The organism is Actinocrinis sp. (genome assembly GCF_035946395.1).
In the GTDB taxonomy this organism is placed as follows: Bacteria; Actinomycetota; Actinomycetes; order Streptomycetales; family Catenulisporaceae; genus Actinocrinis.
This window is the reverse complement of record NZ_DASYZI010000104.1, coordinates 15,466-29,082: the sequence shown is the minus strand read 5'-3', so window position 1 is coordinate 29,082 and position 13,617 is coordinate 15,466. Positions and strand designations below refer to the sequence as shown.

General features: G+C 70.2%; 9 protein-coding genes. 4 read left to right on the top strand and 5 right to left on the bottom strand.

All coding sequences use genetic code 11. From position 1 onward, the window contains the following. Window positions 1-116 precede the first annotated feature (116 nt). The 3 genes from VGS97_RS07005 to VGS97_RS06995 all read left to right on the top strand — a co-directional run bounded on the left by VGS97_RS07005 (window position 117) and on the right by VGS97_RS06995 (window position 5,733). A complete protein-coding gene (locus VGS97_RS07005; RefSeq protein WP_326852421.1) occupies window positions 117-1,271 on the top strand; it encodes an 8-amino-7-oxononanoate synthase in 1,155 nt (384 codons plus the stop codon). A gap of 217 nt (window positions 1,272-1,488) precedes the next feature. Continuing rightward, a complete protein-coding gene (gene nagA, locus VGS97_RS07000; protein ID WP_326852420.1) occupies window positions 1,489-2,700 on the top strand; it encodes an N-acetylglucosamine-6-phosphate deacetylase in 1,212 nt (403 codons plus the stop codon). A gap of 894 nt (window positions 2,701-3,594) precedes the next feature. Beyond that, the gene (locus VGS97_RS06995; protein WP_326852419.1) at window positions 3,595-5,733 is read left to right on the top strand and encodes an MMPL family transporter; all 2,139 of its coding nucleotides are present in this window, start codon (window positions 3,595-3,597) and stop codon (window positions 5,731-5,733) included. 92 nt (window positions 5,734-5,825) lie between these two features. On the opposite strand, the gene VGS97_RS06990 is transcribed toward VGS97_RS06995, so the two are convergent. The 5 genes from VGS97_RS06990 to VGS97_RS06970 form a co-directional block, all read right to left on the bottom strand. Continuing rightward, window positions 5,826-6,881: an SIS domain-containing protein gene (locus VGS97_RS06990; RefSeq protein WP_326852418.1), complete on the bottom strand. Its 1,056-nt coding sequence runs from the start codon at window positions 6,879-6,881 to the stop codon at window positions 5,826-5,828. A 62-nt stretch (window positions 6,882-6,943) separates the two neighbouring features. After that, window positions 6,944-8,515, bottom strand: coding sequence for a glycoside hydrolase family 3 protein (locus tag VGS97_RS06985; RefSeq protein WP_326852417.1), 1,572 nt, complete (start codon window positions 8,513-8,515; stop codon window positions 6,944-6,946). A gap of 262 nt (window positions 8,516-8,777) precedes the next feature. Then, a complete protein-coding gene (locus tag VGS97_RS06980) occupies window positions 8,778-9,698 on the bottom strand; it encodes a carbohydrate ABC transporter permease (protein ID WP_326852416.1) in 921 nt (306 codons plus the stop codon). Continuing rightward, window positions 9,698-10,687 (bottom strand): sugar ABC transporter permease, encoded by a 990-nt coding sequence (locus VGS97_RS06975; protein WP_326852415.1) that lies wholly within the window; start codon window positions 10,685-10,687, stop codon window positions 9,698-9,700. Before VGS97_RS06975 ends, VGS97_RS06980 begins: the two co-directional genes overlap by 1 nt. 291 nt (window positions 10,688-10,978) lie before the next feature. Then, window positions 10,979-12,304 carry an extracellular solute-binding protein gene (locus tag VGS97_RS06970; RefSeq protein ID WP_326852414.1) on the bottom strand — a complete coding sequence of 442 codons (1,326 nt, stop codon included), beginning with the start codon at window positions 12,302-12,304 and terminating at the stop codon, window positions 10,979-10,981. A 522-nt stretch (window positions 12,305-12,826) separates the two neighbouring features. Between VGS97_RS06970 and VGS97_RS06965 the strand changes: the two genes are divergently transcribed. Next, window positions 12,827-13,576 (top strand): GntR family transcriptional regulator, encoded by a 750-nt coding sequence (locus VGS97_RS06965; RefSeq protein WP_349262015.1) that lies wholly within the window; start codon window positions 12,827-12,829, stop codon window positions 13,574-13,576. Window positions 13,577-13,617 lie beyond the last annotated feature (41 nt).

Here is a 13,617-nt window from a genome sequence, read left to right as displayed (position 1 = left end):
CACTCCAGGTCTCGGGCGTCGAGCGTGGTGTGGGCACGTACCAGATCGTTCATGGACGGCATTGGCCCAGTATCCCAGGCGTACCCGTTTGGGCTGGCCTGGAACGGATGATGACCATGAGTTCACCCCTGGACTGGCTGGACGAGCACGCGCGCAAACGCGAGGCGGCGGGGCTGCGGCGGCTGCTGCGGCCGCGCGAGGCGCGCACCGGGCTGGTCGATATCGCGGGCAACGACTACCTCGGGCTGGCTCGCGATCCGCGGGTCGCCGCGGCGGCCGCCGAAGCCGCGCACACCTGGGGCGGCGGGTCGACCGGCTCTCGCCTGGTGACCGGAACGACCCGGGCGCACGCGGAGCTGGAGCGCGACCTGGCGCAGTTCGTCGGCGCCGAGGCGGGGCTGGTCTTCTCGTCGGGTTATCTGGCGAATCTCGGGGTGATCACGGCGCTGGCGGGGCGCGGTGATCTGATCGTCTCGGACGCGTTGAACCACGCTTCGCTGATCGACGGATGCCGGTTGTCCAGGGCGCGAGTGCAGATCGTCGGGCACTGCGCGGTCGACGAGGTCGCGCGGGCGCTGGCTGAGCGGACCGAGGAGCGGGCGTACGTGGTGACGGACGCCGTGTTCTCGGTGGACGGGGACGTCGCGCCGCTGGCGGATCTGGCCGAGGCCTGCCGCGCGCACGGCGCGGCGCTGATCGTGGACGAGGCGCACGGCGTGGGTGTGTTCGGCGACGGCGGGCAGGGGGCCGTGCACGCCGCGGGGCTCGCCGGCGCTCCGGAAGTGGTCATGACCGCCACGCTCTCAAAGTCGCTCGGGGCGCAGGGCGGCGCGGCGCTGGGCGGGCGGGCCGTGATGGAACACCTGGTGGACACCGCGCGCCCCTTCATCTTCGACACCGGACTCGCTCCGGCGTCGGTCGGCGCGGCGGCCGAGGCGCTGCGCGTCCTGCGCGCGCAGCCCGAGCTGGCGCAACGAGTGCGCGACAGGGCTCGCGCCTTGCACGAACTCGCGCTCGCCGCGGGCCTGACCGCCACCGTTCCGGTCGGCGCGGTGACGTCGGTGCTGGTCGGCGACCCGGACTCGGCCGTGGAGCTGGCGGGAGTGTGCGCCGAGCACGGCGCCGCGGTCGGCTGCTTCCGGCCGCCGTCGGTACCGGACGGTGTCTCCCGGCTGCGGCTCACGGCCCGCGCCGACCTGACCGACAGCGACCTGAAGGTGGCTGCCGGAGCGTTACACGCGGTGGCGGCGCGTGTCGGAGGGACTGCCTGACATACGTCTGAGTGCCTTTCAGGCACCTTCCGGGTGCCCTTTGGGTGCCTCCTGAGTGCCATCCGGCGGCTGCCGGGGTGTGTGGTCCAGACCAATACCCCGAGAGGTCTGGACAACCGAGATTGGTCTAGTCCACAATCGTGGACGGCTCGCCGAACCGCGGCGCAGACCGGCTGTCCCAGCCCGCTAGTCCGTGCACCGCAGGAGGAGTCGTCGCGTGCCCACCATCTCGGCGCCCCGAGCGGTCGTGGACGGAAGATTGACCGGTCCGGTCACCATCGCCGTGCAGGACGGAGTGATCCGCGAGGTGCGTCATCATCACGACGCGCCCCGGAGTGCCCCCGCCGACGTGGCGCTGCCGGACGGAATACTGACCGCGGGCCTGGTGGACATCCAGATCAACGGCGCGTTCGGGGTCGACTTCTGCGCCGCCGACGACGACGGCTGGGATCGGGTGGCCAGCGCGCTGACCGGCACCGGGGTGACGTCGTTTCAGCCCACGTACATCACCGCGCCGCTCGGTGCGCTGGTCTCCGGACTCCAGACCGCGATCGAGGCGCGCCAGCGGCAGGCCGACACCGGCAGCGCCAGGATCCTCGGCGTGCACCTGGAGGGCCCGTTCCTCTCTCCCGTGCGGCACGGTGTGCACGAGAAGCGTTACCTCGCCGAGCCGACCGCTGAGGCGATCGATCGGCTGCTCAACGCGCCGGGCCGGGAAATCCTGACGATGGTCACGCTCGCGCCCGAGCTACCCGGCGCAATTGACGCGGTACACCGCCTGACCGCGGCCGGTATCCGCGTGTCAGTGGGTCACACCGACGCGCTCGCGGCCCAGATCACCGCTGCGGCCGATGCCGGAGCGACGCTGGTGACGCACATCTTCAATGCGCAGCGCGGCCTTGCGCACCGTGAGCCGGGCGTACCCGGCGCGACGATGGCCGACCGCCGCTTCTACTGCGGGCTGATCGCCGACCTGCACCACGTGGCGCCGGAGATCTGCGGCCTGATCTGGAAGGGCGCGCGGGGCCGGGTCGTGCTGGTGACCGACGCGATCGCGGCGGCGGGCATGCCGCCGGGCGAATACGAACTGTCGGGCATCCCGGTGGTGCTCAGCGAGGACGGGGTTCCGCGCAACGCCGACGGGACCATCGCGGGTTCCGCGCTGACGCTGGATCAGGCGGTGCGCAACATGATCTCCCTGGGCCTACCCGTGGCCCAGGTGGTCGAGGCGGCCAGCCGGGTGCCGGCGGACGCGCTCGGCCGGCACGACGTCGGCCGGATCGCGGTCGGCGCGCGCGCCGACCTGGTCTGGTGGTCCGATGACTTCCACCCGCGCCGCACGTGGGTGGACGGCAGGGAGGCACAGGCGCCCGCCACGGCGACCGCCGTCCTGCCCGCCGCGCGGGAATCATTCGCCGTGTCGCCCTGACTCGACACGGCCGCCCGCAGCGGCCCGCGCCGGCGCCCCAGACGGATGCCCGCACCATCCGCCCGGTATCGCCCGGCGACAATGCTCCGCCAGCCGGAGCGTCATAAAGGGACCGCAGGCGCGGACGGAAGCTGAGGGTCTTCCGTCCGCCGCCTGCGGGTCCACATACGAGGAGCGTCCTACGAGCGACCGAGGATTGGTGGCCGGGCTTGCGTGCCGATAGCCGTCGCCTGGCCACGTTGTCATAGGTCGCCGCGTCGTCGGTCGCCGCGCGGTATTGTTCATGCGGCTGACGCCGCGCGGCACTGCGACTCCCTCCCCCACCTCGCCACGCTCGGCCCCCGACCCACAAGCCCACGCGGCGCCAGCCGCATGAACAACACCGTCGGCCACCAACCCTCAGTCGTTCTCAGCGTCCCGCGCCGGAAGTCCGCCGCATAGGAAACCGGTCATCCGCACCCGGTCGGCAAGGCGGCGCGGCGCCCTCAAACTCGGTTGTTTGAGGGCACTGCTGTTTGAGGGCACTGCGGCAACGCGGCCAGGCGGACTGTGTTTGATCAACCGCGTGGGACCGATTTCTGCGGCGAACCTCCGGCGTGGGGCACCAGCCGAACCGCCGCCGAGACTGGCCACCCCGCCGTCACATACGTCGCCCCGCTCTGGGACAATCGCCACTGCCATCGAATCTAAATCGATGGACGCGGGGCTTGGGATTCCTCAAGGATGAGGCGCCACCGCGCTTTCGGCGCAATCGGGGCCTTTGGCGCAATCGGGCGAATCGGGTTTTCGGGTCGATATGGGGCGATCGTCGGCAGCGCGCTTGACAGCGCCCCCACTCGCGATACATCGTGTTTCCCAGTTGCGATGTATCGCGTTTATGGGAGGGTACACGAGATGAACGCACTGCAACGGGCGGGGAATGCGCTCGCGCGCTTCCCGGGCGGCCGTGTCGGCAAGTGGGTGGTGCTCGGGGTCTGGGTCGTGCTGCTGCTGGCCCTGGGCTCGCTGGCCGGCAAGCTCAACGGGGCCGAGGACAACCAGGCGTCCAGCTGGCTGCCCGGCAGCGCCGAGTCCACCCAGGTGCTGAACCTGAGCGGCCAGTTCCAGTCCACCGGGCTGGTGCCCACCGTGGTGGTCTATGAGCGTGCGAGCGGTGTCACACCCGCCGACCTGACGAAGGCCAGGGCCGACGCCGGCGCCTTCGTCAATGCGCCGCACGCCACCCACCAGATCGTCGGACCGATCCCGTCGAAGGACGGCAAGGCGATCGAGACGATCATCCAGATCGACCTCGGCAACAGCAGCGGATGGAACGATCTGACGCCCGCGGTCAACGCCATCAAGGCGCAGGCCGCCTCCGGCGATCCGGGACTGAGCGCCTACGTGACCGGTCCAGGCGGCATCGGCGCGGACGAGGCCGGGGCGTTCAGCGGCATCGACGGGGTGCTGCTGTACTCGACGATCGCGGTCGTCGTGGGACTGCTGCTGCTCACCTACCGCAGCCCGATCCTGTGGTTACTGCCGCTGATGTCCGCCGGTCTCGCACTGAGCGTCGCCGAGGGCGTCGTCTACCTGCTGGCCCGGCACGGCCTGACGGTCAACGCGCAGAGCGCGGGCATCCTGCTGGTGCTCGTGATGGGCGCGGGCACGGACTACGCGCTGCTGCTGATCGCGCGCTATCGCGAGGAACTGCGAAGGCACGCGGACCGGCACGAGGCGATGGCGATCGCCCTGCACCGCGCCGGCCCCGCGATCATCGCCTCGGCGGCCACCGTCGGCGTCGGGATGCTCTGCCTGACCGCCGCCGAGATGAACTCGACCAGCGGCCTCGGGCCGGTCTGCGCGGTCGGCGTCATCGTGGCCCTGCTGGCGATGGTCACCCTGCTGCCCGCGCTGCTGACCATCTTCGGCCGGTGGATCTTCTGGCCGGTGCGCCCGGCGGTGGGCACCGCGGACCCGACCGCCACGGGCCTGTGGGCGCGGATCGGCGGCGGCATCGGCAAGCGCTCGCGGACCGTCTGGGTCGGCACGGTGCTCATCCTCGGCGCGCTCGCCGTCGGGATCACCGGCCTCAAGGCGGACGGCCTGTCCAACGCGGGCCTGTTCACCAACACCCCGGCATCGATCGTCGGCCAGCAGGTGGTGGCCAAGCACTTCCCGGCGGGTGCCGGAAGCCCGGTCATCGTCATCACCAAGGACGCGTATGCCGCACAGGTGGACAATGCGCTGAACACCACGCCGGGCATCGTCGGCGTGGAGGACGCGATCATCAAGAACGGCTACGCCTACCTACAAGGCGACCTCGGTCCCGCGCCGGACAGTCAGGCCGCGAAGGACACCATCGACGCGGTACGCACGAACGTACACGCCGTCCAGGGTGCGGACGCGATCGTCGGCGGTAACACGGCCGTGCAGTTGGACACCGAACGGGCGTCGCAGCACGATGACAAGATCATCATTCCGCTGATCCTTCTGGTGGTGCTGGTGATCCTCGGCCTGCTGCTGAGAGCGCTGGTCGCACCGCTGGTGCTGATCGCCACCGTGGTGCTCTCGTTCGGCGCCTCGCTGGGCCTGAGCAGCATCATGTTCAACGACGTGTTCCACTTCAGCGGCGAGGACGCGGCATATCCGCTGCTCAGCTTCGTCTTCCTGGTGGCGCTCGGGATCGACTACAACATCTTCCTGATGACCCGCATCCGCGAGGAGGCGGTCAAGGTCGGCACCAAACGCGGCGCGCTGGTCGGCCTGGCCGCGACCGGCGGCGTGATCACCTCGGCCGGCATGATCCTGGCCGGCACCTTCGGCGTGCTGGGCACGCTGCCGGTGGTCGGCTTCGCCGAGATCGGGTTCACCGTCTCGCTCGGCGTCCTGCTCGACACCTTCATCGTCCGCTCGATCCTGGTCACCGCCCTGGCGATGGACCTGAACCGGTGGATCTGGTGGCCGAGTGCCCTGGGCCGCCGCGCCACGGCCCCCGCCGGGGTGCCCGTCCAGGGTTACCCGGCGGACGAGCCGGACGCTGTCGTGAAGTAGCAACCGCTGTGAAGTAGTGACCGCAGAGAATCAACAGGGGCTCCGTTCCGCGAGGTAGGCGGAACGGAGCCCCTGTGCTTGTGCGGCTGCTTCTACTTCGTCTCGGTGACCTTGGCCAGGGCACGCGGGGCGTCCGGGTTCAGCCCGCGGGCCACGGTGACCTCGTACGCGAGCTGTTGCAGCGGCAGGATCTCCAGGATCGGGGCGACCTCCTCGGCGATCCCGGAGGGCAGCGCGAAGCCCGCCGAGGCGCCCGCCACGTGCTCGGGAGAGCCGACCACGACCAGGTCCGCACCCCGCTCGCGCAGACGGCCCAGAACGGGCTCCAGGGCCTTGCCGCCCGCGCCCGCCGAGGCGATGGCGATGACCGGGGAGACGTTGTCCACCATCGCCAACGGGCCGTGCAGCAGGTCCGCGCCGGAGAACGCGTGCGCGGGCAGATACGAGGTCTCCATCACCTTCAGCGCGGCCTCGCGGGCGGTCGGGTAGCCGTAGCCGCGCGAGGTGATCACCAGACGGGAGGCGAAGCGGTAGCGTTCCGCCAGCTTGACCACCTCGTCGCGCCGCTCCCGGATCGAGGCGGCCAGCTCCGGCAGCCCGGCGGCCGTCGAGCCGTCGCCGCCGCGCACCGCGTCGACGAGCAGGTAGAGGGTCAGCAGCTCGGCGGTGTAGGTCTTGGTCGCGGGCAGCGCCTTCTCCGGCCCGGCAAGCACGTCCAGGGCCAGCTCGCTGGCCCGGTTTACCGGCGAGCCCGCCACGTTCGTCACCGCCAGCGTCAGCGCCCCGGCGGACTTCGCCATCTCGGTGTACGCGACCAGGTCGGGCGAGCCGCCGGACTGCGAGACGGTGATCGAGAGCACGTCGGAGAAGTCGGGCCGGGCGCCGTACGCGGTCGCGGTGGACATCGAGGTCAGCCCGGCCGGCAGGCCGAGCGCCACCTCGATCAGGTACTTGGCGTAGTAGGCGGCGTTGTCGCTGGTGCCGCGGGCGGTCAGCAGCACGAAGCGCGGCTTGCGGCGGCCGATCTCGGCGGCCACCTCGCGGATCGCGGGCAGTCCCTCGTCCAGGACACGCTGTAGAACGGCGGGCTGCTCGGCCATCTCGCGGGCCATGATCTCGCCGGGCTGGACGTCCGGAGTGGTCGTCATGCGGGATGGTTCCTTTCGTAGCTGTACGAATGCAACGCGGTGCCAGTCCACACCGTGCGCCGTCAACCGTCCATGCGCCGGCCGGTCAACGCCTCGGCAGCGGCGATGCCGCAGACCCACGCCGCGCCATAGGTCGCGACGACTGTGACGCCTCGGTCCACCAGTTCATCGGTGCGACCGTACGGCAGCCCGAACTCGACCACGACGGCGTCGGGCCGTTCGGCGACGATCGCGTCGACCGCCCGCGCCATCCACCGGTTGAGGTGCAGGTCGCGCACGGCCAGCACGAGCGCACGGCCGGCCGACTCCGCCAGGATCGGCGCGGTGTCGACGCGAGCGTCGTGGTCGACGACCGGCACGGTCATCAGTCCGACGGACTCGGTGCCGGAGATCGGCGGCATGACGCGGGTTCCGTTGGTGCCGGGCAGCAGCTCGGAGACGGGGCGGATGAGACCCCACTGGGTCGAGGTGTCCACGGCGATGCTGACCAGCGGCGAGAATTCGGCGACGTACACCGGGGCGCTCAGCGGCTTGAGCTCACCGCGCACGCGCACCGCCCGGCGTGCGGCCTCCAGGCCGACCCCACGGTCCGCCTCGCTGGCCCCTGCGCCGCCCGCACGCACCTCGGCGGACCAGCCGGCCACGGCGCGGTTGCGCTCGGCCGCCTCGTGCAGCCGCTCCTCGGACAGGCGGCGTTCGCGGACAGCCCAGACCAGGGCGTTGCGCAGATGGAGGAACGCGTTCTCGTCCGCCAGCCCGCCGCCGAAACAGATCGCGTCGGCTCCGGCCGCTATCGCCTTGACGGTGCCCTCGGCGATTCCGTAGTAGGCGGAGATGGAGCCCATGTCGATGCCGTCGGTGATGATCAGGCCGTCGTAGCCGAGTTCCCCGCGCAGCAGCCCGGTGAGCACGGCGTGGGACATCGTCGCCGGCAGGTCGGGGTCGTAACGCGGGAAGAGGATGTGCGCGGTCATGATGGTCTTCGTCCCGGCGGCGACGGCGGCCCGGAACGGGGCGAGGTGCAGGGCGAACTTCGCGTCGTCGAAGTCGGCGAGCGGCAGGCCGAGGTGCGAGTCCTCGCCGGCGTCGCCGTGGCCCGGGAAGTGCTTGGCGCACGCGGCCACGCCGGCCGCTTGCAGGCCCCGGACGTAGGCGGCGGTGTGCCGCACGACCAAGGCGCTGCCCGAACCGAACGAGCGCACCCCGATCACCGGATTGGCCGCGTTGGCGTTGACGTCGGCGACCGGGGCGTAGTTCAGGTTGACCCCGGCGGCGGCCAGGTCGCGGCCGATCGCGAACGCCACCTGCTCGGTCAGCCGCGGGTCGTCCGCGCTGCCGAGTGCGGCGTTGCCCGGATAAGAGGAGCCGTGGGCCACCTCCAGCCGCGTGACGTCGCCGCCCTCCTCGTCGATGGCGACCAGCAGCTGCGGCTCGTCCTGACGCAGTAGCGCGGTGAGCGCCGCCAACTGCTCGATGTCGCGCACGTTGCGCGAGAACAGGGCGATGCCGCCGAGTTCACCCGCGGCGATCCGCCGGCGCAGCCATTCCGGCGCGGCGGTCCCGTCGAATCCGGCCTGGAGCACGGCTCCGGCGTCGCGCAGCAGTCGGGCGGTGTCGGTGCCGGATCTGGCCATGGTCGTCCCGTCCTCGGGGTCGCTGGTACGGACTGTGGGTGCCGGAAAGCGGCCGCTTGCACGCAGCGGTTCAGGGGGTGCGCGGATCGGTGGCCGAGCGGGTCGAGGCGGAGGAGGGCGCCGCAGCGCCACACGGCGCCAGCCGCCTCAGCGACACCGCGCGGCGACCGACGACTACGCCGTCAGGCAACGGCCATCGGCCCGCACCCACGCGGTGCCAGCCGCATGAACAACACCGTCGGCCACCAAACCGCGCACCCTCTTACCCCTTGACCGCGCCCGCGGTCAGTCCGGAGGCCACCCTCCGCTGGAAGATCACGAACAGGATGATCACCGGCAGCGAGACCAGCAGCGCGCCGGCCATCTGCGAGCCGTAGTCGGCGCCGTGCGTCGGGCTGGCCGAGTAGAACGAGAGCCAGACCATCGAGGTGCGCTTGCCGTTGCTGCTCAGCAGCGTGTTGGCCAGCACGAACTCGTTCCAGGCCTGGATCCAGGCGTACACCCCGGTGGTCACCAGGCCGGGCATGGAAAGCGGCAGGATGATCCGGAAGAACGCGCCCCAGCGGGTGCAGCCGTCCACCATGGCCGCCTCGTCCAGCTCCACCGGGATGTTCACGATGAACGAGCGCAGCGTCCAGACCACGTACGGGATGGTGAAGACCAGATAGGCGAGGATGACGCCGAGGTACTGGTCGTAGAGGCCCGCCTTGTTGAGCACGATGAACAGCGGGATCGCGATCGTCAGCAGCGGCACCATCTGCACGACGAGGATCGCCACGATGAACGGGTTGCGGCCGCGGAACCGGAACCGGGCGACCGCCACCGCGGCCAGGAAGCCGACCACCAGGCCGGCGATCACCGAGCCGATCGTGATGATCGCGGTGCTGCGCATGCTGTTCAGGAAGTCCGGATCGCTGAAGACCGTCCGGTAGCTGGAGAGGTCGAAGTGCGTCGGCCAGAAGGTCGGGTCCTGGGCGAGCAGGTCGTGGTTGGACTTGACCGTGGTCAGGATCATCCAGTAGATCGGGAAGGCCATGACCAGGCCGAAGGCCACCGCGATCGTGTTCCACAGCGCCGTCATCGCCCGCTTCTCGCCGGGGCGGGTGCCGCGGGCGTGCAGCTTCGTCTGCCCCGCTGCGGGCAGGCGGTCGGGCATCGGGCGCGCGGGAGTGAAGCCGGCCATCAGCCCTGGCCTCCGATCTTGACGACCTGTCGGATGTACGCGATCAGCACGACCAGCATCAGCAGGATCATCGCGATCGAGATCACCGAGCTGGTGCTGTAGTGCGAACTGGTGAAGCCCTCTTCGTAGAGGTAGACGCCCACGGTCCAGTAGCCAGGCTCCGGCGAGTTCTGCCGCAGCGCCCAGATCTGCGCGAACACCTGGAAGTCCCAGATGAAGCTGAGCGAGGTGCACAGCAGCAGGAAGGGCCGGATGATCGGCAGGATGACGTGCCGGAACTGCTGCGCCGGATTGGCCCCGTCCACCTTCGCGGCCTCGACCAGCTCCCGCGGCACCTGGGTCATCGCGGCGTTGAGGCCGAGCACGAGGAACGGCAGGGCGCCCCAGACCACCGCGATGGCGACCACGACGTAGAGGCCCTCGTTGGCGTTGGCGAACCAGTCGTGGTTCCTCATGCCGCTGCCGCCGAACAGATAGAAGATGTAGTCGACCACTCCGCCGATGCCGGCGAACAGCCAGCGGAAGACGGTGCCGGTGACCAGCGCGGGCACCGCCCACACGAACATCATCACGGTGGAGACGAAGATCTTCGCCCACGGCGAGACCCGGTTCAGCACCAGCGCGAAGCCGAGGCCGAGCGCGATGGAGATCGTGACGACCTCGACGGTGAACAGGAACGAGCGCTCGACGACCGACCAGAACTGGGAGTCGGACAAGACCCTGCCGAAGCCCTGGAAGCCGATCCACTTGTCCAGGCTCGGCACGGCCAGCCGCAGGTAGCTGTTGACGTTCTGGAACGCGAGCATGATCACCCGCACCAGCGGGTAGCCCAGCACGCCGATCAGCGTGACGACTGCCGGGAGGATCAGCACGTAGGGGATGTAGTTGCCCTGGACCGTCACGCCGCGGCGGCGGCCCTTCGGCGCCGGGAAGGGTCCGTCGAGGCGCTCGACGCCCTGCTCGCGGCGATCGGATTGAATCGCGCTCATCGTGTGGATGGGTCCTTCCCTGGAGCCCGTGTTCAAACTGGCTCTTCGCCCATGACCCGGGTCTTGTGGCGGCGGTGGATTCGCCCGCCGCCGCGCGTCGGCCGGTCCTGCGCCGCCGCCCCGGCCGAGGCCGGAGAGATGAAGCTGCACGGCCGCCTGCTCACGGCGCCGCGTGCACAGCAGCCCGCGCGTTTGTTGCGCGGGCTGCTGTTGTTCAACGCGTGCGCCGCCCTGGTCTCGCGGGCCGCAGCCGCTCCGTGCTCGGATGCGTCCCGGCCCGCGAGGGGGAAACTACTGCGCGTTCAGGTCGCCCAGAATGGTCGTCTGAGCGGTGCCGAGGGCGCTGGCCGGGTCGGTGCCGGTGGCCACCGCGGAGAACGCGGTCTGTAGCGCGGTCTCGTCGGCGCCGGACCAGTTCGGCGAGTTCGGGATGAACCAGGTGGACGCCTTGGCAGCCTCGCCGGTGGCCTGGTTGGCGGAGCTGGCCGCCTCGTAGGCCGAGATCAGCGTCTTGTTGTTCGGGATGGCGTACTTGGCCAGCAGCGTCTGGGTCGCGGTGTCGGTGAAGATCCGCAGGAACTCGGCGCCGAGGGCCGCGTTGGCGGCGTGCGTCGGCACGGCCAGGTCGGAGCCGCCGAGGAACGCCGGGGTCGGCGTGCCGGCCGCGGTGCCCGGGACCGGGATCTCGGCCAGGTCGTTGGCCAGCGCCGGGTTGCCCGCCTTCGGGTCGACCACGGAGCCGGCCTCCCAGCCGGCGCCGATGATCGCGGCGATGTTGCCCTTGGCCATCAGCGCGTCCTGGTTGGACTCGTCGACCGTGGCGCCGCCGACCGAGAACTTCTTCTGCAGGCCGTACCAGGTCTGGATGCCGTTGACGAAGGTCGGGTCGGTCAGCGTGCCGGAGTAGTTCGAGCCGCTGGCCTTGGCGATGACGCCCTTGACGCCGTAGGTGCCGGCGCCGAAGGACAGCGCGGTGTACCAGTCCTTGCCCGGCAGGTAGAGCGCCGAGAAGTTCGGGGTGGACGCGTTCTTCGCCTGGACCTTGGTCAGGTCGGCGGTCAGGTCGTCCAGCGTGGCCGGCGGGGTGGCGACGCCGGCCGCGGCGAACAGGTCCTTGCGGTAGATCAGCACGCGGGCGCCGGCGTAGTACGGGACGGCGAAGGTCTTGGTGCCGTCGGCGCTCTGGCCGGAGGCGGCCAGCGAGTCGAGCCACTGCGCGGAGTTGTCGAACTGGCCCTTGACGCTGGTCAGGTCGACGAACGAGCCGGCGTTGATGTACTTGGCCGTCTGCGTGTTGCCGAGCTCAAGCGCGTCGGGCGCGTTGCCGGAGAGCAGCGCGGTGTCCAGCTTGGTGGTGTAGTTGCTCCACTGCTGGTACTCGATGTTGAGCTTGGCGCCGGTCTCCTTCTCGAAGGCGGTCTTCGCCGCGGCGACCACGTCCGGCCAGCCCTTCTGGGCGTCCACCATGAGCCAGACGGTGACGGTCTTGCCGGCACCGGAAGTGCTGAGCACGCTCTGCGGCGTCGAGGTGTTACCGCCTGACGACGACGATGAGCACGCTGAGGCGGTCAACGCGGCTGCGGTCAGGGCCGCGGCCACTGCGATTGTGCGCTTCAAGCCATCCTCCTGTGGATGCAAAGCGGGGCGGACTGTGGACGGCACCGGTCCGGTCTCGACCCGGCGACCCTGGGCTTCGCCGAGCCGGGGCCGGTGCCGCGTTTGGGGCTGTTAGAACTTAGCCGTTCGGGGCCTTGCCGAATTGAATTCGATCTTGCACTGTCGCGGTGTCGCCACCGTTCCGGTCGGCGTGCGGCGAGCGCACCGGGGGTCTCGTGCCGGCCGGCCCAATGGTTTAGACCAGTTGGGAGAGTGGCATAGACCAATATGGACCGTCAAGGGTTCGGGCGCCAGGGGTCCAAAGCCGTTATCAAGGCTTCACCGGTCACCAGCTCGTGATGTATGGTGCATACTGGTCTAGACCTCTCCTGGCACGGCCGGGGTGCCGCGCGCGCCGGAGGGCTGTCGGTCCTTTACAGTGCCGTGGGACCATGACACCTTGTGGCCACAACATCAGGAGGTGCCGTGACGGTCGAGCACAGCGCGGTCGAGGTCCGTGCCCCGCTCGTCGGGCCGGGAGAGCTGGATCAGGACGAGAACGCCCAGGCCGCCGAGCCGGCCGCGCGCGTCCCGAAGTACTACCGGCTCAAGCGGCACCTGCTGGAGATGACGCAGACCATGCCGCCCGGCACCCCGGTCCCGCCGGAGCGCACCCTCGCGCTGGACTTCGACACCTCGCGCACCACCGTGCGCCAGGCCCTGGCCGAGCTGGTGGTGGAGGGCCGGCTCGAACGGATCCAGGGCAAGGGCACCTTCGTGGCCAAGCCGAAGGTAGCGCAGGCGCTGCAACTGACCTCTTACACGGAGGACATGCGGGCGCAGGGCCTGGAGCCGACCTCGCGGCTGCTGGAGATCGGCTACGTCTCCGCCGACGACGACCTGGCCGACCGGCTGGTCGTGAAGCCGGGTTCGCGGGTGCTGCGGATCGAGCGGCTGCGCATGGCCAACGGCGAGCCGATGGCCATCGAGACCACGCATCTGTCCGCGAAGCGCTTCCCCGGGCTGCGAAAGCATCTGACCAAGTACGCCTCTCTCTACACGGCCCTGAGCGAGGAGTACGGGGTGCACCTGGCCGAGGCGGAGGAGACGATCGAGACCGCGCTGGCCACGCCGCGCGAGGCCGCGCTGCTGGGCACCGACACGGGGCTGCCGATGCTGCTGCTCTCGCGGCACTCGAAGGACGACGGCGGCGAGCCGGTCGAGTGGGTGCGTTCGGTCTATCGGGGCGACCGGTACAAGTTCCTGGCGCGGCTGACCCGCCCGACGTCGTAACTGCGACCCGCATCGGGTTTACTTAACCCCTGATGTCTATG

Coding starts and splice junctions, on each gene's coding strand:
- VGS97_RS07005 (WP_326852421.1), top strand. CDS start 117: ATGAGTTCACCCCTGGACTGGCTGGACGAGCACGCGCGCAAACGCGAG.
- VGS97_RS06995 (WP_326852419.1), top strand. CDS start 3,595: ATGAACGCACTGCAACGGGCGGGGAATGCGCTCGCGCGCTTCCCGGGC.
- VGS97_RS06990 (WP_326852418.1), bottom strand. CDS start 6,881: ATGACGACCACTCCGGACGTCCAGCCCGGCGAGATCATGGCCCGCGAG.
- VGS97_RS06985 (WP_326852417.1), bottom strand. CDS start 8,515: ATGGCCAGATCCGGCACCGACACCGCCCGACTGCTGCGCGACGCCGGA.
- VGS97_RS06980 (WP_326852416.1), bottom strand. CDS start 9,698: ATGGCCGGCTTCACTCCCGCGCGCCCGATGCCCGACCGCCTGCCCGCA.
- VGS97_RS06975 (WP_326852415.1), bottom strand. CDS start 10,687: ATGAGCGCGATTCAATCCGATCGCCGCGAGCAGGGCGTCGAGCGCCTC.